Source organism: Microbacterium proteolyticum (genome assembly GCF_014192415.1).
GTDB classification, from domain to species: Bacteria; Actinomycetota; Actinomycetes; order Actinomycetales; family Microbacteriaceae; genus Microbacterium; species Microbacterium proteolyticum.
Genome location: NZ_JACHXY010000001.1, coordinates 332796 through 355161, shown reverse-complemented (window position 1 = coordinate 355161; position 22366 = coordinate 332796). Strand labels below are relative to the sequence as shown.

Annotated in this window: 29 protein-coding genes, 1 tRNA gene and 1 riboswitch; of the genes, 18 read left to right on the top strand and 12 right to left on the bottom strand. The window is 70.6% G+C overall.

The window, feature by feature from the left end:
• Window positions 1–108: 108 nt before the first annotated feature.
• A complete protein-coding gene (locus FHS07_RS01765) occupies window positions 109–1044 on the bottom strand; it encodes an alpha/beta fold hydrolase (protein ID WP_183418198.1) in 936 nt (311 codons plus the stop codon).
• Window positions 1045–1151: 107 nt separating this feature from the next.
• Between FHS07_RS01765 and FHS07_RS01760 the strand changes: the two genes are divergently transcribed.
• The 3 genes from FHS07_RS01760 (at window position 1152) to FHS07_RS01750 (ending at window position 3026) form a co-directional block, all read left to right on the top strand.
• Window positions 1152–1661 (top strand): carboxymuconolactone decarboxylase family protein, encoded by a 510-nt coding sequence (locus FHS07_RS01760; protein ID WP_183418197.1) that lies wholly within the window; start codon window positions 1152–1154, stop codon window positions 1659–1661.
• Complete coding sequence (locus FHS07_RS01755) at window positions 1658–2371, top strand: tyrosine-protein phosphatase (protein ID WP_183418196.1); 714 nt, start codon at window positions 1658–1660, stop codon at window positions 2369–2371. Before FHS07_RS01760 ends, FHS07_RS01755 begins: the two co-directional genes overlap by 4 nt.
• 190 nt (window positions 2372–2561) lie before the next feature.
• Window positions 2562–3026 (top strand): SIP domain-containing protein, encoded by a 465-nt coding sequence (locus FHS07_RS01750; protein ID WP_183418195.1) that lies wholly within the window; start codon window positions 2562–2564, stop codon window positions 3024–3026.
• 167 nt (window positions 3027–3193) lie between these two features.
• Here the strand turns inward: FHS07_RS01750 and FHS07_RS01745 are convergent, their stop codons facing one another.
• The 4 genes from FHS07_RS01745 to FHS07_RS01730 all read right to left on the bottom strand — a co-directional run bounded on the left by FHS07_RS01745 (window position 3194) and on the right by FHS07_RS01730 (window position 7475).
• Window positions 3194–3649: a Fe-S oxidoreductase gene (locus tag FHS07_RS01745; RefSeq protein ID WP_183418194.1), complete on the bottom strand. Its 456-nt coding sequence runs from the start codon at window positions 3647–3649 to the stop codon at window positions 3194–3196.
• Window positions 3646–4458, bottom strand: coding sequence for an arginase family protein (locus tag FHS07_RS01740; protein ID WP_183418193.1), 813 nt, complete (start codon window positions 4456–4458; stop codon window positions 3646–3648). The genes FHS07_RS01745 and FHS07_RS01740 overlap by 4 nt, the downstream gene beginning before the upstream one ends.
• Before the next feature lie 66 nt (window positions 4459–4524).
• On the bottom strand, window positions 4525–5280 hold the full coding sequence (locus FHS07_RS01735; protein ID WP_183418192.1) for a PspA/IM30 family protein: 756 nt from the start codon (window positions 5278–5280) through the stop codon (window positions 4525–4527).
• 92 nt (window positions 5281–5372) lie between these two features.
• On the bottom strand, window positions 5373–7475 hold the full coding sequence (locus tag FHS07_RS01730; RefSeq protein WP_183418191.1) for a TPM domain-containing protein: 2103 nt from the start codon (window positions 7473–7475) through the stop codon (window positions 5373–5375).
• Between the two features lie 135 nt (window positions 7476–7610).
• Between FHS07_RS01730 and FHS07_RS01725 the strand changes: the two genes are divergently transcribed.
• The 5 genes from FHS07_RS01725 (at window position 7611) to FHS07_RS01705 (ending at window position 12034) form a co-directional block, all read left to right on the top strand.
• On the top strand, window positions 7611–8444 hold the full coding sequence (locus FHS07_RS01725) for a DUF3097 domain-containing protein (protein WP_183418190.1): 834 nt from the start codon (window positions 7611–7613) through the stop codon (window positions 8442–8444).
• Between the two features lie 104 nt (window positions 8445–8548).
• Window positions 8549–9271 carry a tRNA (guanosine(46)-N7)-methyltransferase TrmB gene (gene trmB / locus FHS07_RS01720; RefSeq protein WP_183418189.1) on the top strand — a complete coding sequence of 241 codons (723 nt, stop codon included), beginning with the start codon at window positions 8549–8551 and terminating at the stop codon, window positions 9269–9271.
• The gene (locus FHS07_RS01715) at window positions 9268–10128 is read left to right on the top strand and encodes a CPBP family glutamic-type intramembrane protease (protein WP_183418188.1); all 861 of its coding nucleotides are present in this window, start codon (window positions 9268–9270) and stop codon (window positions 10126–10128) included. Before trmB ends, FHS07_RS01715 begins: the two co-directional genes overlap by 4 nt.
• A gap of 65 nt (window positions 10129–10193) precedes the next feature.
• Window positions 10194–10256, top strand: a riboswitch (guanidine-III (ykkC-III) riboswitch).
• A gap of 11 nt (window positions 10257–10267) precedes the next feature.
• Window positions 10268–10591, top strand: coding sequence for a DMT family transporter (locus tag FHS07_RS01710; protein WP_183418187.1), 324 nt, complete (start codon window positions 10268–10270; stop codon window positions 10589–10591).
• A 129-nt stretch (window positions 10592–10720) separates the two neighbouring features.
• Window positions 10721–12034: a hypothetical protein gene (locus FHS07_RS01705; RefSeq protein WP_183418186.1), complete on the top strand. Its 1314-nt coding sequence runs from the start codon at window positions 10721–10723 to the stop codon at window positions 12032–12034.
• 64 nt (window positions 12035–12098) lie between these two features.
• On the opposite strand, the gene FHS07_RS01700 is transcribed toward FHS07_RS01705, so the two are convergent.
• Window positions 12099–12383, bottom strand: a complete 285-nt coding sequence (locus FHS07_RS01700) for a hypothetical protein (protein ID WP_183418185.1) — start codon at window positions 12381–12383, stop codon at window positions 12099–12101.
• 108 nt (window positions 12384–12491) lie between these two features.
• Between FHS07_RS01700 and FHS07_RS16765 the strand changes: the two genes are divergently transcribed.
• From FHS07_RS16765 to FHS07_RS01680, 4 genes are all read left to right on the top strand, one after another.
• Window positions 12492–13667, top strand: coding sequence for an ATP-binding protein (locus FHS07_RS16765; protein WP_183418184.1), 1176 nt, complete (start codon window positions 12492–12494; stop codon window positions 13665–13667).
• Between the two features lie 141 nt (window positions 13668–13808).
• The gene (locus FHS07_RS01690; protein ID WP_183418183.1) at window positions 13809–14312 is read left to right on the top strand and encodes an SRPBCC family protein; all 504 of its coding nucleotides are present in this window, start codon (window positions 13809–13811) and stop codon (window positions 14310–14312) included.
• The gene (locus tag FHS07_RS01685) at window positions 14309–15790 is read left to right on the top strand and encodes a phytoene desaturase family protein (RefSeq protein WP_183418182.1); all 1482 of its coding nucleotides are present in this window, start codon (window positions 14309–14311) and stop codon (window positions 15788–15790) included. Before FHS07_RS01690 ends, FHS07_RS01685 begins: the two co-directional genes overlap by 4 nt.
• Window positions 15791–15792: 2 nt before the next feature.
• Window positions 15793–16614, top strand: coding sequence for a DNA-formamidopyrimidine glycosylase family protein (locus FHS07_RS01680; protein ID WP_183418181.1), 822 nt, complete (start codon window positions 15793–15795; stop codon window positions 16612–16614).
• A 137-nt stretch (window positions 16615–16751) separates the two neighbouring features.
• On the opposite strand, the gene FHS07_RS01675 is transcribed toward FHS07_RS01680, so the two are convergent.
• The 3 genes from FHS07_RS01675 to FHS07_RS01665 form a co-directional block, all read right to left on the bottom strand.
• Complete coding sequence (locus FHS07_RS01675; protein WP_183418180.1) at window positions 16752–16913, bottom strand: hypothetical protein; 162 nt, start codon at window positions 16911–16913, stop codon at window positions 16752–16754.
• Window positions 16914–17087: 174 nt separating this feature from the next.
• Window positions 17088–17429 carry a hypothetical protein gene (locus FHS07_RS01670; RefSeq protein ID WP_183418179.1) on the bottom strand — a complete coding sequence of 114 codons (342 nt, stop codon included), beginning with the start codon at window positions 17427–17429 and terminating at the stop codon, window positions 17088–17090.
• Window position 17430: 1 nt separating this feature from the next.
• A complete protein-coding gene (locus FHS07_RS01665) occupies window positions 17431–17796 on the bottom strand; it encodes a DUF7882 family protein (protein WP_183418178.1) in 366 nt (121 codons plus the stop codon).
• Between the two features lie 113 nt (window positions 17797–17909).
• On the opposite strand from FHS07_RS01665, the gene FHS07_RS01660 reads away from it, so the two are divergent.
• The 3 genes from FHS07_RS01660 (at window position 17910) to FHS07_RS01650 (ending at window position 19064) form a co-directional block, all read left to right on the top strand.
• Window positions 17910–18464 carry a MarR family winged helix-turn-helix transcriptional regulator gene (locus FHS07_RS01660; RefSeq protein ID WP_183418177.1) on the top strand — a complete coding sequence of 185 codons (555 nt, stop codon included), beginning with the start codon at window positions 17910–17912 and terminating at the stop codon, window positions 18462–18464.
• Complete coding sequence (locus FHS07_RS01655) at window positions 18461–18640, top strand: hypothetical protein (RefSeq protein WP_183418176.1); 180 nt, start codon at window positions 18461–18463, stop codon at window positions 18638–18640. Before FHS07_RS01660 ends, FHS07_RS01655 begins: the two co-directional genes overlap by 4 nt.
• A 70-nt stretch (window positions 18641–18710) precedes the next feature.
• The gene (locus FHS07_RS01650; RefSeq protein ID WP_221189101.1) at window positions 18711–19064 is read left to right on the top strand and encodes a hypothetical protein; all 354 of its coding nucleotides are present in this window, start codon (window positions 18711–18713) and stop codon (window positions 19062–19064) included.
• A 49-nt stretch (window positions 19065–19113) separates the two neighbouring features.
• Here the strand turns inward: FHS07_RS01650 and FHS07_RS01645 are convergent, their stop codons facing one another.
• Complete coding sequence (locus tag FHS07_RS01645) at window positions 19114–19506, bottom strand: DUF5684 domain-containing protein (protein WP_183418175.1); 393 nt, start codon at window positions 19504–19506, stop codon at window positions 19114–19116.
• Window positions 19507–19615: 109 nt separating this feature from the next.
• Here FHS07_RS01645 and FHS07_RS01640 point away from each other — a divergent pair, with 109 nt between their 5' ends.
• From FHS07_RS01640 to FHS07_RS01630, 3 genes are all read left to right on the top strand, one after another.
• Window positions 19616–20065, top strand: coding sequence for a hypothetical protein (locus FHS07_RS01640; protein WP_183418174.1), 450 nt, complete (start codon window positions 19616–19618; stop codon window positions 20063–20065).
• Window positions 20066–20150: 85 nt separating this feature from the next.
• Window positions 20151–20336, top strand: a complete 186-nt coding sequence (locus tag FHS07_RS01635; RefSeq protein ID WP_183418173.1) for a hypothetical protein — start codon at window positions 20151–20153, stop codon at window positions 20334–20336.
• A gap of 90 nt (window positions 20337–20426) precedes the next feature.
• A tRNA-Arg gene (locus FHS07_RS01630) sits at window positions 20427–20502 on the top strand.
• A 25-nt stretch (window positions 20503–20527) separates the two neighbouring features.
• Here the strand turns inward: FHS07_RS01630 and FHS07_RS01625 are convergent.
• Entirely contained in the window at window positions 20528–21697 is a 1170-nt protein-coding gene (locus FHS07_RS01625; RefSeq protein ID WP_183418172.1) for a tyrosine-type recombinase/integrase, read from the bottom strand.
• Window positions 21697–22305: a helix-turn-helix domain-containing protein gene (locus tag FHS07_RS01620; RefSeq protein WP_183418171.1), complete on the bottom strand. Its 609-nt coding sequence runs from the start codon at window positions 22303–22305 to the stop codon at window positions 21697–21699. Before FHS07_RS01620 ends, FHS07_RS01625 begins: the two co-directional genes overlap by 1 nt.
• Window positions 22306–22366: the final 61 nt, after the last annotated feature.

Genomic DNA, 22366 nt, shown 5'->3' with positions numbered 1-22366 from the left:
TGCTGTGGATGCCGTGCAGGGGTGGGAACAGCCTACTTTCACCCGTATTCCCTCCCCTCCGCGCGTGACGGTGAGCGACGGCCCGCGACACGGGGGAGGGGGCGCCTCCTAGGGGACCGTCGGTGCTCCGTCGTTCGACAGGGCGTCGCCGATGACCGCGGCGAGCGCGCCAGGGCCCTCTTCCTGGGCGTTGTGGCCGGTGGCGAGGGAGCGCACCTCGGCGCCCGGCACGCGACGCGTGAACTCCTCGGCATCCGCGGGCGTGACGAAACCGCGCTCGCCGCGGACGAGGGTGATCGGACGGGTCACGGCGGCGATGTCGTCCCATCCCGTGGCGGTCAGCACCGCCCGCACGGCATCGGGGGTCGTCGGGTCGGCGCCCGCTGCCGCTGCGGCGGCCGCGAGGTGGGCGAAGTGGTGCTTCCACTCCACCCGCCCGTCGGGTCGCACGCGGGAGTTGAGGAAGACGCCGCGCGTGGCCGCCTCGCGCGTGCCGCCCAGGCCGAAGGAGAGCGCGCGGTCGACGAGTTCGTCGCGCGATGCCCAGTCCGTCGGGCCGGCGAAGAAGGCTCGGATCTGCGCGGGTCCTGCGCTGGGATCGACGCCGGGGGTGATGTCGACGATCACGAGCTGCGACACGAGGTCGGGCCGGGATGCCGCGACCGCGGCCGCCGTGAGCCCGCCGAGCGAGTGGCCGACGAGCGTCTGCGGCCGGTCGCTCCAGGCCTCGATCGCCGCCACGACATCGGGCGCCAGGACGCGGGCGACGTAGGCGGCGTCGTCGCGCCACGAGGAGTCGCCGTGGCCGGGCAGATCGAGCGCCAGGGCCGGCACCCCGAGATGCAGCAGCGTCGTATCCCAGGTGTGGGCGTTGAGTCCGGCTCCGTGCAGCAGCGTGACGCGCGGGGGCGCGTCACCCCACCGCAGACCGCTGAGGGAGCGGCCGTCGGAGAGTGTCAGGTGGACGCGGTGCGCCGTCGGCGCCGCGCGTCCGAGGGAGGCGGCCTGCGCGGGCAGGAAGGAGAACTCGTCGAGCTCGGGCATGCCACCCAGCCTGTCACCGCGCCCGACGACCACGCCACCGCCGTGTCGTGGGCCCCGCGCCCGCGCATGCTGGCCCGCGGATCCACGTCGGCCCATAGGCTGTGGCCATGGCCGAGGAACGCGTGCACCTGTCGAGGAAAGCCCCCGAGGCGTACGCGGCATTGCGGTCGTTCTCGACGACGGTCGGCCGGCTCGCCGCCGACGCCGGGCTCGACGCTCGCCTGCGCGAGATCGTGCAGATCCACGCGTCGCAGCTGAACGGCTGCGCCTACTGCGTGCGCGTGCACGTCGAGTCGGCCGTCAAAGCCGGACTCGACGCCGACGTCATCGCTCAAATCGCGACGTGGCGCGAGTCGGGCGTCTTCGACGACCGCGAGCGCGCCGCGCTCGAGCTGACCGAGTCGTTCACCTTCATCCACGAGGACGGCATCCCCGACGACGTCTACGATCAGGCCGGCGGCATCCTGAGCGAGCGCGAGTACGTCGCCCTCAGCTGGGTCCTCGTGGCGATCAACGCATTCAACCGCGTGGCCATCGCCGGCCGCTATCCGGTGCCGCCGCGCTCGGACGCGCCCGCCGCCCAGGCGCCGCACGGACACCGCGAGCACGACGCATGACGGCGTCGTTGGTCTCGGGCGCGACGAACTTCCGCGACGTCGGCGGTCTGCCCGCCGGCGACGGACGCACGCGCGAGGGGGTGCTCTACCGGTCGGGCAACCTCGTCGCCGTCGATGACTCCGGCGTCCGCACGCTGCGGCAGCTCGGCATCAGACGCGTGATCGACCTGCGCGACGACGCCGAGGTGGCGCACGCGCCGAGCCGCCTGGACGACCTCGCCATCGACGTGCAGCACGAGCCGCTCTTCCTCGGCTCCGTTGCGTCGTTCTTCGCGAAAGACGTGAGCCTCGACGATCTGTACGCCGCCATCGTCGACGATTCCGCGGAACGCGTCGTGGCGGTGGTTCGCGGCATCCTGGGCGCGCAGCCCGCGCTCGTGCACTGCACCGTCGGCAAGGACCGCACGGGAGTCACCGTCGCCATCGTGCTGGACGCGGCCGGGGTCGACCGCGAGGCCGTGATCGCCGACTACGCCCGCACGGAGCAGCTGCTGCCGGCCGAGCGCAACGCCGCCGTGCTGCGGGCCATCCACGCCCTGCACCCGCGCGCCGTGCACGCGGAGGCGTTGGCGACGCGGTCCCCGGCGCCGGTGATGCGCACGCTGCTCGAACGCCTCGATCGTGAGCACGGCTCCCCGGCCGGATACCTGCGCGCGCACGGCGTGACCGACGACGAGCTGCGCCGGCTGCGCGAGCTGCTGATCGTCTGACCCCTCGCGAACGCGCGGCGCCCGATCGACGGCAGTGGGTCGCACGACGGGCGGTCGACGTCTCGTGCGAGGGGGCGTGCGGGGGATGCGGTGCGGCCGGGGCTCGTGTCCGGCGACCGCCTCGACGTCGAGATACAGGGCGTGAACTCAGGTTAGGCAACCCTTTGCCGGGGGTATAGTGGATGCCATCATGACCACGTCTACCGAGCACAACGCCGCCGCCTGCCGCGCGTCGCGTCACACGCGTGTGCAGCATCTCGTGACGGCCGACGAGACCTCGCTCGTCGAGCTCGAGACCCTGTTGGCTACGCTGCCCATCTGCTCGACCGGACGGGTGTTCATCGAGGTGCCCGACGAATCGTGGACGGGTCTCGTCACCGCCCCGCCGCGCATGACGTTGACCTGGCTCGACCGCTCCCGTCGGGCCGGCGCACCCGGAACCGGTCGCGGCTGCGCCCCCGGAGAGGCGCTCGCGCGCGCCGTCTCGGGCTGGGCCGGCGAGATGCTCTGCGCCGACGACGACGCGACCCGCGTGGTGCTGCTGGGCGGTTACCTCGGCACGGCCGAGATCGTCGACGACTTGACGAGCCGCCACGGCGTCGAAGCCTCGGCCATCCATACTCCCGAGCGCTTCGGTCTCGCGACCGCGCGCTGACGTCGGACCCGGCGTCCACGCGCCCGAGGAGGGACACAGAACCCGGCCCCGCGGACAGCCGTTCCACGACGTCCGAAGGCGATCCAGCCGGGCGAGGACGCCCGTCACATCTCGTCCGTGGTTGGTCGCCGCGTCTCGTCGCGGGCGTTGCGGCGTGGGTCTCCGCGTCAGCTGCCGCGCGGCACGTAATTGCCCTCGATCAGGCCCGCCTCGATCTCGAAGCGGTTGCGCAGGGGATCACGCCCGGCGAGTGCGTAGAGCACCGGCATGAGGAATCCGTAGCGGCGCCACTGGCGCCGATGCGCGGCCTCGTGCCCGAGCACCGTATCGGTCGGACGGTCGTCGCCGGTCAGAAAGCATGCGCCCACGCACACGCCGCCGCGGGGGAACGCCCACGGCGGAAGCCCGCGGAAGACCCACAGACCCGCCCGCTTCTCGATGCGGCCGGTGCTCCACAGCGCTCCCCAGGTCCACCCGACGGCGCAGCCGTACCAATAGCCGATCCGGCTGACGCGCGAGTCGAGCAGCACGGCCGGGATGAAGCGGTCGAACCGTCTCCCGCGAGCGACCGCGCGGTCCGCGCGCTCGCGCCACCCGGCCGGAGGTCGGGGGATCGGGCTCATGCGAGGGCTCCCACGAGTCGGAGGATCGTGCCGAGATCGTCGATGGCGGCCTCCGGCGACGACGGCGAGAACTCCGTCAGCGTCGCGCCGGCGAGGGGGAGTCGTTCCCGCAGTCGTCGGATGGATGCCACGACGTCGACGGTACGGACTCCGAAGGGCTCGGGCAGGGCGACGCCCGCCATCTCGGCGGGGTCGAGCACGTCGAGGTCGACGTGGACGTACACGCGGGTCGCTCCGGTGGCGATCACGGCGTCGGCCAGCACGTCGGGGTCGGCCATCTCGCTCGGGGCGACGACCCGCACGCCGTGGTGCGCGATGAAGCGCTGCTCTTCGGCATCCAGTGACCGCGTGCCCGCGAGCACGAGGCGCGCGGGAGGGATGCCGGGCTCGAGGCGGAGAAGACTCTCGCCCTCTCCGGTGATCGCGCGCAGCACCATGCCGTGGAAGGCGCCGCTGGGGGAGGTCTCGGGGGTGTTGAGGTCGGCGTGCGCGTCGATCCACACCACCGCCAGATCGTCTCCGGCGACGGGCGTGAGCGACCCCAGGGCGACTCCGCAGTCGCCCCCCACGACGACCGTGGCCTCGTCGGATCCTCGGACGGCGTCTTCGATCCTCTCGCGCATGCGCACGAGCGCGCTGAGGCGGTGCACCCCCGTCCCCTGCGCGTCGCCGGCCTCGGTGGGCACGTCGAGCACGGTGGTCGAGCTGCGAGGCAGGTCTCCCGCGATCGCCTCGGCGCCGTCGATGAGCTGCATGGCTCGCGACGACGACGATCCCTGCCATTGCGGGGCGACGATGAATCGGGTCACGGGTGCTCCTCGGCGAAAAAGGTGAGTGCACCGCCCGGACGAGCGGGCGGTGCACTCACGAGGATGTCAGACCTGGTCGGGGCTGGGCGCGTCGATCGCGGCGCGCTGGGGTCCGCCGACCTTCAGGGCGGCCAGTCGCGCCTCGACCTCGGTGAGCTCGCCCACGTCGTCGAGCGCGTTGAACTGGGCGTCGATGCTGGAGGCGGCGAGCTCCTGCTTGCCCGCCGCCAGGGCCTCTTCACGACGGATCTTGTCTTCGAAACGGCCGAGCTCGCTGGTGGGGTCGAGCACGTCGATCGACTTGACGGCGTCGTGCACCTTGTTCTGCGCTTCGGCGACCTTGGCACGAGCGGTGAGCTCGTTGCGCTTGGCGCGAAGCTGCTCGAGCTTGCCCTTCATGCCGTTCAGGCCGTCTTTGAGCTTGTCGACGACCTCGGTCTGCGCCGCGATGGTGGGAGCGGCCGACTTCGCCTCGCCCTCCGCCGAGATCTGCCGCTGCAGGGCGATCTTGGCGAGGTTGTCGAACTTATCGGCTTCGCCGGCGTTGCCGGAGGCGCGGAGTTCGTCGCCCTTGCGGCTGGCGGCGAGGGCCTTGTTGCCCCACTCCGCCGCGGCCTGCATGTCTTCCTGGTGGTCGCGCTCGAGCAGGCGGAGGTTGCCGATCGTCTCTGCGATCGCCGACTCGGCCTCGGCGATCGAGTTCGAGTAATCGCGGACGAGCTGGTCGAGCATCTTCTGCGGGTCCTCGGCCTGGTCGAGGAGCGAATTGATGTTCGCGCGGACGAGGGTCGAGATGCGACCGAAGATGGACTGCTTGGCCATGCGGGGTGTTCCTTCCTGAGGGCGACGATGTCGAGTCTGGTGTCGAATGCTACGAATTCTCTGTGATCGTGCGGGGTACCGCGAGGGGTGGACTAGCGGCGTCTGCCGCTCCCCCCGCCGGTTCGGCTGCGTCCGCCGCCGGAGAAGCCGCCCCCTCCTCCGGCACGGCTGCGTCCGCCGCCCGAGAAGCCTCCGCCGAAGCCTCCACCGCGCGAGCGCCCGCCCGTGCCGCCGAAGCCCCCGCCCAGGCCCCCCAGTCCGCCTCCGCCGAAGCCGCCGCGGCGCTGCCCGCCGCCGAGCAGGGCGTCGACGGCGATGCCGCCGAGGATGGCGCCCATCATGCCGCCGCCCCCGCCGCCCGTTCCGCCGAAACCGCCCCCGCCGCCGAAGCCGCCGACGTCGTTCTGAGCGAGGGAGGCGGCCTCGGTGGCCAGCTGGGCGGCGCGCTGGGCGGTTGCGAGGGCGGCCACGGGGTCGGTCGCGCGCAGCTGCTGCGCCTGCACGACGGCAGCTCCGGCCTCTGCGAGGCGCGTGCGCGGGGTGGGCCCGACGGCTCCACGCCGCGCGGAGATGTAGTCCTCGGTCGCGGAGACCTGCGCGCGCGCCTGCGCGAGAAGGGCGTCGAGTTGCTTCTCGGCGCGCTGACGTCGCTCGGCCTCGTCGCGGACCGCGTCGAGCACGGTGTCGATCGTGGTGTTCGCCTGCTGCAGCATGTCGACCGCCCGCAGCGGGCTGGTGCGGGCGCCGCCGAGTGCTCCGCGGGCGGCGTCGAGCTGGGTGCGCGCCGATGTCGCCGCAGCGGCGACGCGTCCGTCGGGATCGGGCAGACGCGCGGCCGCGGCCAGATCGCCCTCGATCTCGGCGACGAGGGCGGCCGCGCGCTGCTGCGCGTCGGCGAGGTCGTCGCCCCGCGTCGCGATGGCACGCTCGAGGGTCTCGGCCTGGGAGACGGCGGCCTGAGCTGCGCGGATCGCCACGGCGGCCTCGCCGGTGCGCCCCTCGCTGAGGGCGGCCTCCGCGGCGCGGGACTGCGCCGTGCCGAGGTCGAGACGCTCTCGCGCCTGCCCGGGGTTGTCGGCGACGGCCTCGAGGGCGTCGTCGGCGAAGCGTTCGCGCAACCGCGCGAGGCCGGCCTCCGCGGTCGTCAACGCCGCGTCGGCCGCCGCATGCCGCTCCCGTGTGGTTGCGAGGGCCGCCGGGGCATCGGCCTCGAGGGCGCGGAGCTCGTCGAAGGCTGCGGCCTTGGCATCCAGTGCTTCGTCGGCGCTGGTGCACAGGCGGATGATCTCGGCGTACGCGGCGCGCTGCTGCTCGGGGGTCTCGGGCACATCGTCGTCGAGCTGCTGTTGGAGGGAGAACGCCCGGTCGAGGTCGGCCTTCGCCTGTGTCAGCACGTCGGTGAACGGCGCCGCGGCCTGGTCGCCGAACTGGGCGCGGGCGAAACCGAGCTCCTGCTCGCTGGTCTTGACGGCGTCGTCGGTGGCGACCAGCGCCGAGCCCGCCCGCCGCGACAGGTCGTCGATGGTCTCGGTGGGGGCGTTCGTCGTGCCGGTGGCGGCCTGCTTCCGACGTCGCAGCGCGAACCACACCAGACCGATCGCGATGGCCAGCAGCAGGAGTCCGACCAGCACGATGGGACCGAGAGCGGGTCCGCCGGAGCCTGCGGGCGAGGGGGGAGGGGCGGGCTCGCTTCCGCCGGCCTCGGTGTACGCGGCGCGGATCCCGTCGGCCGCCGAGATGGCCGCTCCCGCGTCGTCGCCGGCCTCGAGGGCGGGCTGCACGCGGTTCTGCTCGATCTCGCCGAGCTGCGCGGCGGACAGCACGCCGTCTTCGGCGTCGCCGGAGAGGTAGTAGGCGAAGGTGTCGCCGCTGATGGCGATCGCGAGCACGTATTGATCGGCGCCCAGCTCGTTGCGGTTCGCCGTTTCGTTCGCCCAGTCGGCGGCGCCGGGCGGTTCGCTGAATTCGGGAACGTATACGACCCAGAGGTCGAGCCCGGTCTGGTCGCGCAGGGCCACCATGCGGCTCTGGACGGAGGCCTCTTCGGCGTCGGTGAGCGCGTCGGCCCGGTCGATCACGTAGCTGGATCCCAGCGACGGTGGGGGGACCGCGCTCGCACTCAGCGGGGCGAGGAGCACGCCGACGAAAACGATCAACAGCGTGGCCAGCACGTGTGGCGCCCTGGGCTTTCGCATGCTTCCCCCTTCGGTCGCCGGACTGTCCCACCCTACAAACGACCTCCGACATCCGGGCGTCTCCCGCGAACGGATCGGCGCGTCCGCTGTCAGCGCACAGCACCGCCGCCTAGGCTCGGGCGTTCGGAGGTACAGATGGACGACCGCTACGGCACCGATGTGCTCGCCCGCGGCTGGCGCGACGCCGGACGGAAGAAGCCGGCGCAGATCGCGGCATCCGCCGACCTGGTCGTCGAAGTCGCCGGCGACGGATTCGTCGGGGCGGTGACCCGCGTCGACGGCATGAACGTCGAGTTGGAAGACCGTTTCGGCAAACGTCGCCTCTTCCCCCTCGGGGGAGGCTTCCTCGTCGACGGCGCGCCCGCGGTGCTCACGGCTCCGGGCCCCGCTGCGAAGGGCCGTACGCGCACGGCATCCGGATCCTTCGCCGCCGCCGACCAGCGGGCACGCACCGCGCGCGCCAGCCGCATCTTCGTCGAGGGAAAGCACGATGCCGAACTCGTCGAGAAGGTCTGGGGCGCGGACCTGCGCGCCGAGGGCGTCGTCGTGGAGTTCCTCGAGGGCGTCGACCTGTTGGAGCAGACCCTGGATGCCGAGCCCCCCACCGCCGAACGCCGCTACGGCGTGCTCGTCGACCACCTCGTGCCGAACTCCAAGGAGTCCCGCATCGCTGAGAAGGTCGCCCGCGGACGCCACGGTGCCCACGTGCGGATCGTCGGGCACCCCTTCGTGGACGTCTGGCAGTGCGTCACCCCGCGCGCCCTCGGCATCGCCGCGTGGCCCGAGGTGCCTCGCGGGATCGAATGGAAGATCGGGGTGTGCCGCGCTCTCGGATGGCCCGCCGAGGAACAGGCGGACACCGCGCGCGCGTGGCAGCACATCCTGTCGCGCGTCACGACCTTCCGCGACCTCGAGCCCGCCCTCCTCGGCCGCGTCGAGGAGCTCATCGACTTCGTGACCGTGCCGTGAGCGGCCGCAAGCGTTCCCTTTCTCGTGAGGGGGCGGAATCTGTCGCCTCCGCGGCGGCTGGGCGACAGGAAGCGACCTCTCACGCGGCGGATAGCCTAGGAGACATGGATGCCGCGCCCGTCTTCCGCGACAAGCCGGTCTCGTTCGTGCGTCGCAGCGGCCGCATGTCGGAAGCCCAGGATCGCGCATGGGCCGAGCTGTCGCCGTTCTACCTGCTGCCCGTCGAGCGCGCAGCCGCAACGACCAGTGTGAAGGCCGGTACGGCTGTCGACGTCGGAGAGGTCTACGGCCGCCACGCGCGACTGGTCGTGGAGATCGGCTCCGGACAGGGCCACCAGATCGTCTCGGCCGCCGCCGGCGATCCCGACAGCGATTTCCTCGCCGTCGAGGTGTTCACGGCGGGACTCGCCCGGACGATGCTCGACGCCGACCGCGACGGCGTGAAGAATCTCCGCCTCGTCGAGGCGAACGCGCCCGAGGCGCTCGAACACCTGCTGCCCGCGGCATCCGTCGACGAGCTCTGGGTCTTCTTCCCCGATCCGTGGCACAAGAACAAGCACACGAAGCGCCGTCTCGTCGCCCCCGACTTCGCCCGCATCGCGGCCCAGGCCCTCCGCCCCGGCGGCATCCTGCGTCTGGCCACCGACTGGCAGGACTACGCCGACCAGATGCGCGACGTGCTCGATGCCGCGCCCGGCTTCGAGCGGGCGTTCGCGGGGGAGTGGGCCGACCGCTTCGCGGGGCGGGTCCTGACCGCCTTCGAGAACAAGGGTCTGCGCGTCGGTCGTGACATCCGGGACCTGACCTACACGCGGGTCTCACCGTGACCGCGCACACGGCGGTGCCCGAGCGCGAGCGTTCCACGCTCACGCCGAAGCTGATCCCGGCGTTGCTGGTGTGCCTCGCGGCCCCCGCGCTCTTCGTCGTGCAAGTCGTCTGGCTCGGGTGGGTGCTCCTCGCGCTCGCCGTGGCGTCCGGGGTGCTCGTCGACCGTCGCGCCGGGGTGCCGCTCGCGCGCGGCGAGGAGCCGAGCATCGCCCGCGACGTGTCGTTGATCGCGATCGGGCAGTTCATCGTCAGCCTGATCCCGCTGCAGGCCGAGCTCGACAACGCGGCCTTCGTGCGCTTCACGCTCGCCCTCGGCGGTGCGGTGGTGGTGCCCTACGTCATCTCGCGCTTCGTCTACCGCGACTACGCGATCCGCTTCCCGTGGCGCGGCGGTGGGCGGTGGACGTGGTGGCAGTGGGCGTGGCTGGCCGGCGTCATCGTGCTCGGGTACCTGATCCTGCCGTTCTACTTCATCACCTCGGGCGTCTACATGAACTGGCCCGTCGTGAACACCCCTGACCTCATCGCGCGACTGTTCGTCGGCGTCGGGGCCGTCGGCATCTGGGACGAACTGTTCTTCATCTGCACGGTCTTCGTGCTGTTGCGGCGGCACTTCCCCGACCTCACCGCCAACCTGCTCCAGGCGATCGTGTTCGTGTCGTTCCTGTGGGAACTGGGCTACCAGGCGTGGGGACCGCTGCTGACCGTCCCCTTCGCCATCGTGCAGGGCTTCCTCTTCCTCAAGACGCGGTCGCTCTGGTACGTCGTCACGGTGCACCTGCTGTTCGACGCCGTCGTCTTCGGTGTGCTCGTGCACGCCCACAATCCCGGAGCGGCATCCATCTTCCTCATCTGATCCCGGATGCCGTGGCCCCCGCCGACCTGCACGGGTACTGCCCAGGTGTGTTCGCTAGCGTGGTCGCCGGACGCCCACCGCGTCACCGGACGAGGGATCAGTACCCGGACAGCGACAAGACTGGCCAAGGAGCACTGTCATGTCGTGGTTCATCCTCATCCTCTCCGGCGTCCTCGAGGCCGTATGGGCCACGGCCCTCGGTCGGTCGGAGGGTTTCACCAAGCTCTGGCCGAGCGTGATCTTCGGTGCGGCCCTGGTGTTGTCCATGGGCGGCCTCGCCTTCGCGATGCGCGACATCCCCACCGGTACCGCCTACGCGGTGTGGGTGGGAATCGGCGCGGCGCTGACCGTGGTGGTGGCGATGGTCACGGGCGCGGAGGCGATCTCGGTGGTGAAAGTGCTGCTCGTGTTGGGCCTGGTCGGCTGCGTCATCGGTCTGAAGCTCGTCGGAGACGCCCACTGATCAGGGGGTTTCCCTGAGAGTCAACGGGATGGAATGCACATTTCCATCCGGTACCATCTGGTTTCCTGCACTTATCCGGGCCCGACACCGTCGTCACTCGCCCACATCTTCCCTTGTGAAAGGTTCCGAGTGAGCGCACCGCCGAGCGAGCTTGCCTCCCCGACACGTCCTTCGCGTGTCATCGCCCCACCGCGTCGCCTCGATCGCCTCCGCGATTCGCGCATCGGTCGCTCCCTGCGCCAGTACGGCCACGACGTCCTGCGCAAGCCCGAGGGCATCGTCCCCATCGAACGGGGCGCCTTCACACGCATCCTGCTGCTGTGGGCCGTGGCGCGTGTCGTCAACTTCGGGATGCTGTGGGGCTACTACTCGATAGCGAAGGCCGCGCGCTGGGGATTCGGTCCCGACGGCGAGCGCCTCGGCACCTTCTTCGACTATCTGACCGGGTGGGATGCCGACCGCTACGGGCAGATCGCGGCCGAGGGCTACCCGATGTCGCTCCCGATGAACGTCTCGGGCGACATCCTGCCCAACAACTGGGCGTTCCTCCCCGTCTTCCCCACCCTGGTACGCGTCATCTCGGGCGCGACGGGTCTCGGATGGCAGCCCGTCTCGGTGTTGCTCAGCCTGGGTGCGAGCCTCGGCGCCACCTGGTTGCTGTTCGTGCTCATGCGCACCCTCACCAAGCCCCAGCCGGCCTGGTGGGCGGTGGTGTTCTTCTCCTTCGCGCCCATGTCGTTCCTCTTCGTGATCGGCTACAGCGAAGGCCTCTTCATGCTGCTGATGTTCGCCGGCATGCTGCTGGCCATCAAACGCCGGTACCTGTGGATCCTGCCGATCGGCGTCCTCACCGCGTACACGCGACCCGGCGTGCTCGCGCTCGGACTCGCCCTGGGCATCGTGTTCCTGGTGCGCTTCTTCCGTCGCAGGGTCGATCCGTTCCCGATGAAGGAATGGGCGCCTCTGATGGCCTCCGGTCTCGCCATCGCGGTGACGGGACTGTCGTGGAACCACATCGCCCAGTACGTCACCGGCACCCACAACGCCTACATCCGTACCGAGCTCGGATGGTGGCTCGACTACGTCGGAAACGACGAGTTCACCCCCTTCACCCCGTGGTTCCGGCAGGCCGGGACGCACCTGGGTGTCGTAGGTATCATCCTCGTCATCGCTCTCATCGTCGGCTTCCTCGCCCTGATGTGGTCGCGACCGGTGCGGAAGCTCGGCCTCATGGTCGTCGCCTACGGCTTCAGCTATGGCGTGTACATCCTCGCGGTGTTCCTCCCGCAGCAGAGCACGTTCCGCCTGCTCATGCCCATGGCACCCCTGCTCGGCGACGAGCGCTGGTCGTCGACACCGCGTCGACGGGTGGCGATACTCGCCGGCTGCGTCGTGCTCCAGGCCGTGGCGATCCTGCTGCTGTGGACCCGCGGCAACCCGTGATCCTCACCTGACGAAGAAGAGGGCGGAGCCGTTCGGCTCTGCCCTCTTCTTCGTCGCGGGGTGGTCAATCGGGACTGCCGCCCGGGTCGACGGAGTCGATCACGTCCTGTTCGACCGCGTTGTCGGCGTGCATCTCCGCGGAGCCGACGGCGGAGGTGTCGTCTTCCTGCGGGGACGCGTCGGCGGCGTCGTCACTCGATGAGGGCGCGGGCGCCGTCTCGGGCGGGAGGGGGATCGTGGGCTCCGCCGGGGTGGGCGCCGTCGGCTCGCTGGGGGTGGGCGCGACAGGCTCCCCGGGGGAGGGGGCGCCGGGCTCGGACGGTGTCTGGGGGAACGCAGGGGTGCTCATGAGCCGACTCTTCGTGATCCGCCCGACGCGCGCGAGCCCCTTCCCGATCCGCCGCGGACGGTGTACCGCGACCGTTAGGCTCGAAGAAGACGACCGCGAGGGGATGACGTGTCCACGGCACAGGATGTGACCCGGCGGGAGGCGATCGCGCAGTACCGCGTGATCGGCGAACCCGCCGAGCCCGACCTCCAGGGCCTCGTGGAGCTCGCGGCGACGGTGTGCGGTGTGCCGACGGCAGTGATCAACATCATCGACGACCGGATGCAGCACCAGGTCGCCGCCGTCGGCGTCCAGGCGGCGTCGTGCGCCCGTGCGGATTCCATGTGCGCAGCCGTGATCTCCGACCTCCGCCGCATCGTCGTGGCCGACGCCCGTGCCGATGTCCGCTTCGCCACGAACGCGTTCGTGACGGGGGAGATCGCCTCGACGCGTTTCTACGCGTCGAGTCCGCTCATCACCCCGGAGGGCGTCGCCATCGGCACGCTCTGCGTGTTCGACACCGAGGTCGGCGAGTTGTCGGATGCGGCGGCCCACGGTCTGGACCTTCTCGCGAGGCAGGTCATCGACGTCCTCGAACTGCGCCGCGTGCAGCGGGATCTGCTGCAGTCGAACGCGATGCTCGAGGATTTCGCGGCGCAGGTCAGCCACGACCTGCGCAACCCGCTCACGGCACTGGTCGGTTTTCTCGAGCTCGCCGCCGACAGCCCCGAGATGGGCCAGGCGCCGCGCGCTGCGCAGTCCCTCGCCCGCGCGGAAGCCGCCGCCGCACGCATGTCGTCGATGGTGAGCGACCTGTTGGATTTCGCGCGCATCGGCGGCACGCGGCCGCACCTCACCGACGTCGACATCGCCGACACGGTGGATGCCGTGTTGGAAGACCTCGACGGCGCGGTCGTTCGCGCGGGAGCCCGGGTGTCGGTCGACGCCTCGACCTTCGTGCGCGGCGATGACACCCTGCTGCGCGTGCTGCTGCAGAACCTCATCGCCAACGCGGTGAAGTTCACCGTCGCGGCCGAGAGGGTCCCCGTGATCCGTGTGAGCGTGGAGACGCTGCCGGACGGATGGCGCGTCAGCGTGGACGACAACGGTGACGCCGTCGCCCCGGAGCTGCGAGATCGGTTGTTCGAACCGATGCAGCGCGGACACGGCTCCGAGGTGCAGGGCATCGGCATCGGTCTGGCGACCTGCCGACGCATCATCGATGCGCACGGGGGATCGATCGGACTCGACGTCTCGCCGACGGGCGGTACGCGTGCGTGGTTCGTCCTTCCTACAGCGGGGTGAGGCATCCCGGGCGGCGTTACCCGGCCGCGCGTCGGGGCGCAACCTCCGCGACCGCTGACGTCGGCGGGCCGTAGCGTGGGCGGTGTCGGGACGGCCGCGTCACGGCATCCGTCCCATCGCACCGACGAGGAGGAACAGTCCATGGCACGCAACGTCCGCCTGATGCACTGCACCCCCGACGACGTGTTCCGCGTCCTTTCGAACGGGTGGCTGTACCCCCTCTGGGTCGTCGGCACCTCGCGCATGCGCGACGTCGGCGACATCTGGCCCGCCGAGGGGGCGACCCTGCACCACTCCTTCGGCTCGTGGCCACTGGTGGTGAACGACATGACGGTGATGCGCGTATGGGATCCGCCGCACCGTGCCGTACTGGAGCCGCACGGCGGGCCGATCGGTGTCGCCCGTGTCGCGATCGACGTCAAACCGCGCGGCGATGCCTGCGTCGTCCGCATCCAGGAAGAACCGGTCACGGGCCCCACCAGGATCCTCCCCGACACGGTGTTCGATGCGATCACCCGCTGGCGCAACGCTGAGACGCTGCACCGCCTGGCCTATCTCGCCGAAGGAGGGGCTCCCGGCACCAACGGCGGTGCCGACGCCATCGGGCACGAGTCCACCGCCGAGAAGGAGCCGATCGACCGATGAGCGAGAGCTACGACGCGATCGTCGTCGGTTCGGGCCCGAACGGCCTGGCCGCGGCCGTCACGCTCGCGCGGTCGGGGTTGTCGGTGGCGGTGTACGAGAGGTCGGCGACTTTCGGGGGAGCGTCCTCGACGGCGGAGCTGACGCTCCCGGGCTTCCGCCATGACGTGGGATCGGCCGTTCACCCGCTGGCCCTGGAGTCGTGGTTCTTCCGCGAGTTCGGCCTCGATCGGCGCATCCGCCTGACCGTTCCCGAGATCTCGTACGCCCACCCGCTCGACGGGGGGCGGGCGGGCCTCGCCTTCCGCGACCTCGAACGGGCGTCAGCCGGTCTCGGGGTCGACGGGCCCGCCTACGAACGCCTCATGCGCCCACTCGTCGATCACCTGCGCGGGGTCGCCGACTTCACCGGCAATGCGCTTCTGCGCGTTCCGGGTGACCCGCTCGCGGCGTTCTTCTTCGGCATCCGGGCTCTCGAGCAGGGGGGTGCCTGGTGGAATGCGCGCTTCCGCGAAGAAGTCGCACCGAGCTTGATCACGGGTGTCTCCGCCCACACGATCCTGCATCAGCCGAGCCTCGCGGCCGGGGGCGCGGGACTCGTGCTCGCCACGTACGGGCACGGTCGCGGGTGGCCGATCCCGGTGGGTGGCAGTCAGTCGATCGCCGACGCCATGATCGCCGACATCCGGGCGCACGGGGGAGTCCTGCACGCCGGCGTCGAGGTCACCTCGCTCGACGAGCTCCCGCCCGCTCGGGCGGTGCTGCTCGACACCACGCCGCGCGCTCTGATCGCCCTGGCGGGGGAGCGGATGCCGGCGGCCTACCGTCGGGCCCTCGACCGCTTCCGCTACGGGGGCGGTGTCGCCAAGGTCGACTTCGCGCTGTCGGAGCCCGTGCCCTGGACCGATGCCGACGTCGCGCGGGCGGGCACCGTGCACCTGGGCGGCACCCGAGCCGAGATCGCCGCGGCCGAGAACGCCGTCGCTCGCGGGGATCTGCCGGATGCGCCGTATGTGCTGGCCGCGCAGCCGACGCTGTTCGATGCGACGCGCGCGCCCGCAGGCAAGCACGTGTTCTGGGCCTACACGCACGTGCCGGCGGGCAGCCCCGCCGATCGTGAGGCCGCCGTCGTTGCGCAGGTCGAACGCTTCGCTCCGGGTTTCCGCGACACCATCCTCGCCACCGCGTCCCGCACGGCGGTGGATGTCGAGGCGTGGAACCCGAACTTCCCCGGTGGGGACATCTCCGCAGGGGCACCGACCCTCACGCAGCTGCTCGGCCGACCGGTGTACAGCCCCGATCCCTGGCGCACGCCCATGAAGGGCGTCTACTTGTGCTCGTCGTCGACGAGTCCCGGTCCTGGCGTGCACGGCCTCGCCGGCTGGCAGGCGGCGCTCAGCGCACTGCGCCACGAGTTCGGAACGCGCCTCCGCCCCGACCTGGCCCCGCGTGATGATCAGCTCGCCGCCGCGGCGTCCTGACCGTGCCCGAGGGCGACAGCGTCTACCGCCTGAGGGAGCGCCTGGATGCCGCGACCCGCGGCGCCCGGGTGGTCGACGGCGAGCTGCGGTCGGGTAACGCCGCCGGGCTTTCGCTCGCGACGCGGACGATCGTCGCCTACGACACCCACGGCAAGCATCTGCTCACGCGGTTCGACGACCTCTCGTCCCTCCACACGCATCTGCGGATGCAGGGCAGCTGGACGATCACGCGGGCGGGTCGAGCCCTCCCCTCCGCCGAGCGGGGGAAGGCTCGCGTACGCCTCCGACTGGCGGACGGCCGCGAGGTCTGGGGTCTCGACCTCCCGGTCGTCGAGCTGGTCCCCACCACACGCGAGCGCGACATCCTCGGGCATCTCGGTCCCGACCCCTTGAGGGACGACTGGGACCCGGCCGAGGCGATTCGTCGACTCTCGGCGCGTACCGACCGGCCGTTCGTCGCGGCGCTGCTCGATCAGACGTGCATCGCGGGACTCGGCAACCTGTGGGTCAACGAGCTGGCGTTCTTGCGCGGCATCCATCCCTTCGCGCCGATCGGGTCCACCGATCTGGACGCGCTGGTCGCGCTGGCGGCGCGGTGCCTGCGGATCTCGGCGACGGTACCGGGCATGTACCAGGTCACCACTGGTGACCGCCGTAAGGGATCGTCGCACTGGGTCGCCGGTCGTGCGGGGCGGCCGTGCCTCCGCTGCGGAACGCGGGTGCGCGTGCGCGACGAGGTGGCGAACGATCCCGAGCAGCGTCGCACCTGGTGGTGCCCACGGTGTCAGCCGATGCCCTCGGGCGGCGATGTCGCGGCACGGTGAGGGGGACGGGCCCCTCGAACCTCCACCCGATGCTCCGTGGCGGTGTCGACGCGCGGTACCGGCACCTCGAGTTCCGCACCCTCTCGGAGTGCGCCGGGGGGTCGCCGTCGTACCGGGTGCGTCGGGCGTTCCGACCGTCAGCTGATGTCGCCGGTGGGGGAGCCGTCGGTGGTGGAGGCGTCGTCCGCGTCCTTCTGGGCCGCGGCCCCCTCTTCGGGTGATTCGCTCCCGGCACCGTTCGACGTGTCGTCGGGGGCGGTGCCGTGGTCGTCGTTCGAGTGACCGTCGTGGTGCGTCATGGGCTGCTCCATCCATCGCGTGCGAGTTGTCGAGGTTGGCACGCCGTTCGAACGGTGTCCAGGGGGTCGACGCGGGTCATCTGCCTCGACACGAGCCGAGCGATCGAGGCCACCCGGTGTCGCGTCGGTCTCGAGGCCGGCGGCGACGACGCGAACGTCGACTCGGCCCGACGGTCAGAGGTACGGCGCGAGAGCACCCGCGGTGAGTCCGAGGGCGAGAGCGGTCCCGCCCACGATCGTCGCGGCCGTCAACGTCGCACGATCACGTCGTCGACGCCGAGAGACGTTCGCCGGGTGCGTGGTCGACTGGAGGGAGGACTTCGCCGTGGCCAGCGTCTCGTACCGACCGACCGGGACACCGTGCGCGTCCCGCGTGACGAACCCACCGGCGACGGCGTCGACGCATCCGAAGTACTCGCCGCCGCGGTGGGCGACCCAGAAGCCCGCATCGACCTTCGCCCAGAAGACCCGCGCGGACGACAGGGAAGCGGGAGGAGCCGCGGAGATGACGGTCACGTCAGGCCGCCACGGGGAGTACGCGGCGGCGACCGACGGCGGCGGGACGCGGGTTCTGCTCTGCCGCGGGGATCTGCGCGGTCAGGTCGACGGTGAGACCCGCGGACGAGTTCGCCATGTCCGCCATGTTCTTCAGCGTGGTCGCGTTCAACGACTCGGGTTCGGCGGAGTCGAAGACGTATCGCAGGGGGATCGCCGGCTGCAGCCAGAGGGTGGAACGACCGGGGGTGCCGTCGACGTGGGTCCAGCTGAGGGTGAAGCTCTCGCTCCGGCGGAGCTTGGTGGTCGTGACCACCTTGATGTGCGAGAGAAGGCGATCGGGGATGCGGATCGACTCGGTCGACGTCCCGTAGTACAGGTGGCCCATGGGGTGCTCCCTTCGAAAGCGTTTAGCTGTGATGAGAACATACTCGGTTAGTAACTAGTTTGCCTAACTATTATTTGCGCTGTATAGTCGCGGTACGAGCGGAGGAGTGTGTCATGACAGACGTCGAAACCACGCCCCGCGCACCAGCGGCTGCGGCCGATGCGGGTGACGTCACCTATTGGTACGGCGACGAGCCGGCGGACCGTCGCCAGCGCAGCAAGGCCGTGCTCGAATCCCTGCGCGTCTACCGCGCCGCCGAGGTGGCGATGCGACGCCGCACGCGCGACTCGATGTCGATGGGTGAGAACGAACTCCTCGTGCTGCGCTTCCTGCTCCGCGACCCGAAACGGCAGGTCCGTCCGGGGGAGCTCACCCGATACCTCGGGCTGTCGACGGCGTCGACGACGGCGATTCTCGACCGACTCGAACGCTCGGGCCACATCACCCGCTCCGCGAACCCCGACGACCGCCGCAGCATCTTCATCGCCGTGACGCCGCGCGCCGACGCCGATGTGCGGCAGACGCTGGGCAATATGCACGACAGGATGCTGGCCGCGGTCATCGACATGACCCCCGCCGAGTCGGCGGCCGTCGTCGCTTTCCTCCGCCGCATGAGCGACGCCGTCGATGGTGTGGCCGCCGAGGCGCCCGCGGTCGATTCGCCGTGATCTACGTGCTCGTCGGCGGCCCGCGCCACGGACAACACGTGTACGACCTGCCGCGCGGCTACCGCTTGTCGCTGAGCGACCCCCAACCCGAACCGTTCGGCGACTTCGACACCGTGCGCGCGGTGTGGTTCGAGCTCGACGAGGCGATGTTCCGCTCTTCGCAGCGGAGGGGCTGAGGCGTACCCCACCGTTCGCGTCCCGGCAACCCGCCCCCTCGCCTCACGGTCGGACCGCCAGGGTGAGGGAATGCGATGTGTGACCTATGCCGGCGAGACCATGATGACCACGGACGACGTCGCCGCGTCGCTGATCGCACTGACGGCGGCTGTCGCGAAAGAAGGCCAGGCCGAGGCGGTCAGTATCCCCATCGTCACTGCGGCGAAGAAGGTCGCTCAAGCGGAACTGGTGATCGGCGTCGGAAACGACGTGCTCTCCGCGCCGCTCGAGTGGGATGACGAGGAGCCGGACTTCACCGCCGCCGTCCAGGAGCTGCGCACCCACCGCCTGTTCCCCCGGGCGCACCTGCGCGCCGTCGAACCCGACCCCGGCGGAGACGACGAACTGATCGACTGGGACTTCGACCAGCCCACCCAGGCCTGACCCCGGCTCCTCGGATCCGTTGCTCACGCGGCCTCGTGGCCGCCGGCCGTCAGAGGCGCTCGGGACGGTACTTGTCGTCGCCGAAGCCGATGATGAGGTAGCCGACGACGTAGAGGAACACCAGCAGGAAGAGCGAGAACACCCAACCGTGGCCGAAGGCTCGTCCGATCCGCAGCTGTACGACGATGTGGAAGACGACACCCACGATCGGGATGACGTAGAGCAGGGCGAACCACCCGGAGAACCCGGCGATCTTGGTCAGGAAGACGATGTTGACGATCGGGATGATCGCCAGCCAGCCGGGGTGACCGGCCTTGGTGAAGACCTTCCACAACGCCACGACCGTGAGGACGTAGAGGGCGAAGGCGATGAGCGACGTGGTACCGCTCAGGGCGAAGATCGAGGTCTGTTCGGTGATCGATGACGGCGACGAGGTCAGCATGCGCTCATCGTAGAGCCACGCCCTCGCGCGTGAAGTCCTCTGCGCGCGGAGCCGGCACGCCAGCCCGGGGTTACCCTCTGGGGAGGACGAGGGCAGGGGCGGTGGCGCGATGAGTGAGCGCAGGTTCGAGTGGGGCGGGTTGGGCGCCGACCGCGGCGATTACGTCACCGCAGCCGAAGCCCTCGCCATGCTCGAGGTGCTCTGCATCGCCCAGGCCGATCTGGCGGTGACCACGGCTATGACAAGCGGCGCGGCGTGGGCGCGGTTCGAACGGGGTGACCGGTGGGCGCTCGTGTCCACGCCCGGATCCCGGTGGTTCTCGGTCGAGACCGACACGGGCCACCGCCTGCAGTTGGTCGATGCGAACTCGTCGAAGGACCAGAGCGCGCAGCTGCTCGCCGCCTATGTCGACATCGCCGAGGTGTACGTCCGCGGCGACGCGCGGCCGGCGCGCGGGCGGGGATGGGGAGGCTCGACCCTCACCCTCGACGTGAACGGGCGTCACGTGATCCTGACGCAGCCCCTGGCGCGTCGCCTGCGAGCGATACTCGGTCGATAGGCCCCGCGGGGCCCCACGGTCAAGCCGCTCCATCCGGGGGCATCGCCTTGTCAGGCTGGGACTTCACGCGACGAAGGGACACCCCATGAGCGACCCCCAGAACTCCGCCCCCGAAGAGACACCGGCCGACGGCGCCGCAGACCTCGGCGACGACCCCACGGTCCGCCCGAGTCAGGAGAACGACCCCGAAGAGGCGTCGAAGGCTCCCACGAAGGACGACCCGAACGCCGACCACCAGGCCACCGGCATCGGCGTGGTCGGCGACGAGTGATCCGGATGCCGTGGGGCGACCGTCGGTGTGTTCGGCGCCGCCCCGCGGCGTCGGGGCCCGTCGCGCCGCGGTGATAACCTGGACACGTCCGCCTCCGTAGCTCAGGGGATAGAGCGTTGGTTTCCGGTACCAAAGGTCGCTGGTTCGATTCCAGTCGGGGGCACCAATCGGGACAAGGGATCGCAGGGCCATCAGGCCAGGCGGTCCCTTTCTCGTGACAACGGATTGACAACAACCGCAGCCCGCTTCGCCTCATCGAGAGCGGTCGCAACGGCGTCCAGATCGTCGTCAAAGAGGTCGGCGTACACGTCCAGAGTCATCGCAGCCGACGCGTGGCCCAACATTCTCTGGACCGCTTTCACGTTCGCGCCCGACGACACGGCGAGCGACGCGGCAGTGTGTCGGAGGTCGTGGGGCGTGATGCGCGGCATATCGACGTCGATCGCCTGGGCGGCTTTCACCGCGGCGGTGAACCATCCGTTCCGCGACGCCGGCAGACGCACGTGCTCGCGTCCATCGCCGAACAGCAGCGCGTCACGGCTCTTGCCCTCGGCGAGCTGGGCAATCGGGAGCGACAGGAACGCGGGGAAGGGCACCGACCGGGACCGGTGCGTCTTCGGCGTACCCACGTGGATCTCGTGCGAGACGAGCACGGCGTTCTCCTCGACGCTGACGCGCCGCCGGAGGGCGTCGATGTGTCGGACGCGCAGAGCGGTCGCCTCGCCCCATCGGAGGCCCGTGTACGCGAGGAACATCACGAGCGTGGGATGCCGCGCTTCGTCCGCGAGGAGCTGCACCTGAGCGTGTGACAGGTACCGCCGCGTCATGGCGCGTGACTTCGCTGGGAGCGCCACCCCGCGGGCGACGTTGCGGGAGATGCGCCGGTCGTGAACCGCGACGTCGAGGATGGCCGCGAGGAGCCCGTGGGCGCGCCGAATCGTGGTGGCGCTCGCCAGCTTCGCCGGAACCCCGTCGGTGGCCTTGCGCGTCTCGTGCGCGGCCAACTCGCCCATCCAGGCCCCGACCTCGCTGTGACGGATCGACCCGATCGAGCGGTCCCCCCACTTCGGCCGCACGTGCTTGTCCCACGTCGAGGCGAGAGAGCTGTACGCCGACGGCTTCAGCACGTTCTCACGGGATGCCAGCCACTCGACGCCGAGGCGTTCGACCGTGATCCGGGCCGTCGACGGATCGACGTGCTCGCCGCGAGCCTTTGCCACCTCGACCTCGGCTAGCCGAAGCTCAGCGTCCTTTTTCGTGCGGAACCCTCGCTCCGAGGTCTGCGTGTTGTCAGGACGCCGGAACGCGATGCGGTAGCGCCGTTCGCCCGCGGCCGTCGCGTAGGCGTGGACGGATCCCATCAGAATTCCGCGTCTTCGGTCTTGTCGTAGCCGGGGATTGGCAGCTCGCTCGCGGGGATCAGGCCGAAACGCCGTAGCAGCGCGTGTCCGGGGCGGTCGGCGACGAAGTTGTTCCAGGCCCAGGCGAGGCCGTCCAGGTCGTCGTACTCGAACAGCGCGGCGAGGGCCTGCGTTGCGGTCTGGCGTTCGCCGAACCACTCTTCGACGTCATCCCCGGCGGATGCGTCGAACTCGGCCGCGAGCGCCCGCAGCTCGGCGAGGGCGTTACGGGCATCGGCGACGCGCTGGCTCATCTCGATCAGTGAGGCGAGGACCGTCTTCGTCTGGCGCTCGATCTGCATCCGCATGGAGGCGCGCGATGCGGGATCGTGCTCGGCGAAGAGCGCCAGGTTCAGGTCGAGCGCGTCGGCCAGGGCAACCGCCTCGCCGAGGCTGACCCGACGGTTCCGGCTTTCGATCCGGGCGATCGTCTGCTGGACGAACTCGTGGCCGCGATCGCGCATGCGTCGGGCGAGGTCTTCTTGCGACAGTCCCGCAGACGTGCGGCCTCGCTTGATCCACGCCGCGAACACATCGTTCGTCGTCGCTCCGGGGGTCGTTTCGCTCATGTTCGCAACATTAGTGCGTTCTGGAGTGACCGGCTACACAATTCCCGTGTTACAACTGTTC

Excerpts from the sequence above, each read along its gene's own strand:
- FHS07_RS01765 (WP_183418198.1), bottom strand. The coding sequence starts at position 1,044 with ATGCCCGAGCTCGACGAGTTCTCCTTCCTGCCCGCGCAGGCCGCCTCC.
- FHS07_RS01760 (WP_183418197.1), top strand. The coding sequence starts at position 1,152 with ATGGCCGAGGAACGCGTGCACCTGTCGAGGAAAGCCCCCGAGGCGTAC.
- FHS07_RS01755 (WP_183418196.1), top strand. The coding sequence starts at position 1,658 with ATGACGGCGTCGTTGGTCTCGGGCGCGACGAACTTCCGCGACGTCGGC.
- FHS07_RS01750 (WP_183418195.1), top strand. The coding sequence starts at position 2,562 with ATGACCACGTCTACCGAGCACAACGCCGCCGCCTGCCGCGCGTCGCGT.
- FHS07_RS01745 (WP_183418194.1), bottom strand. The coding sequence starts at position 3,649 with ATGAGCCCGATCCCCCGACCTCCGGCCGGGTGGCGCGAGCGCGCGGAC.
- FHS07_RS01735 (WP_183418192.1), bottom strand. The coding sequence starts at position 5,280 with ATGGCCAAGCAGTCCATCTTCGGTCGCATCTCGACCCTCGTCCGCGCG.
- FHS07_RS01730 (WP_183418191.1), bottom strand. The coding sequence starts at position 7,475 with ATGCGAAAGCCCAGGGCGCCACACGTGCTGGCCACGCTGTTGATCGTT.
- FHS07_RS01725 (WP_183418190.1), top strand. The coding sequence starts at position 7,611 with ATGGACGACCGCTACGGCACCGATGTGCTCGCCCGCGGCTGGCGCGAC.
- trmB (WP_183418189.1), top strand. The coding sequence starts at position 8,549 with ATGGATGCCGCGCCCGTCTTCCGCGACAAGCCGGTCTCGTTCGTGCGT.
- FHS07_RS01710 (WP_183418187.1), top strand. The coding sequence starts at position 10,268 with ATGTCGTGGTTCATCCTCATCCTCTCCGGCGTCCTCGAGGCCGTATGG.
- FHS07_RS01700 (WP_183418185.1), bottom strand. The coding sequence starts at position 12,383 with ATGAGCACCCCTGCGTTCCCCCAGACACCGTCCGAGCCCGGCGCCCCC.
- FHS07_RS01690 (WP_183418183.1), top strand. The coding sequence starts at position 13,809 with ATGGCACGCAACGTCCGCCTGATGCACTGCACCCCCGACGACGTGTTC.
- FHS07_RS01685 (WP_183418182.1), top strand. The coding sequence starts at position 14,309 with ATGAGCGAGAGCTACGACGCGATCGTCGTCGGTTCGGGCCCGAACGGC.
- FHS07_RS01675 (WP_183418180.1), bottom strand. The coding sequence starts at position 16,913 with ATGACGCACCACGACGGTCACTCGAACGACGACCACGGCACCGCCCCC.
- FHS07_RS01665 (WP_183418178.1), bottom strand. The coding sequence starts at position 17,796 with ATGGGCCACCTGTACTACGGGACGTCGACCGAGTCGATCCGCATCCCC.
- FHS07_RS01660 (WP_183418177.1), top strand. The coding sequence starts at position 17,910 with ATGACAGACGTCGAAACCACGCCCCGCGCACCAGCGGCTGCGGCCGAT.
- FHS07_RS01650 (WP_221189101.1), top strand. The coding sequence starts at position 18,711 with ATGCGATGTGTGACCTATGCCGGCGAGACCATGATGACCACGGACGAC.
- FHS07_RS01645 (WP_183418175.1), bottom strand. The coding sequence starts at position 19,506 with ATGCTGACCTCGTCGCCGTCATCGATCACCGAACAGACCTCGATCTTC.
- FHS07_RS01640 (WP_183418174.1), top strand. The coding sequence starts at position 19,616 with ATGAGTGAGCGCAGGTTCGAGTGGGGCGGGTTGGGCGCCGACCGCGGC.
- FHS07_RS01635 (WP_183418173.1), top strand. The coding sequence starts at position 20,151 with ATGAGCGACCCCCAGAACTCCGCCCCCGAAGAGACACCGGCCGACGGC.
- FHS07_RS01625 (WP_183418172.1), bottom strand. The coding sequence starts at position 21,697 with ATGGGATCCGTCCACGCCTACGCGACGGCCGCGGGCGAACGGCGCTAC.
- FHS07_RS01620 (WP_183418171.1), bottom strand. The coding sequence starts at position 22,305 with ATGAGCGAAACGACCCCCGGAGCGACGACGAACGATGTGTTCGCGGCG.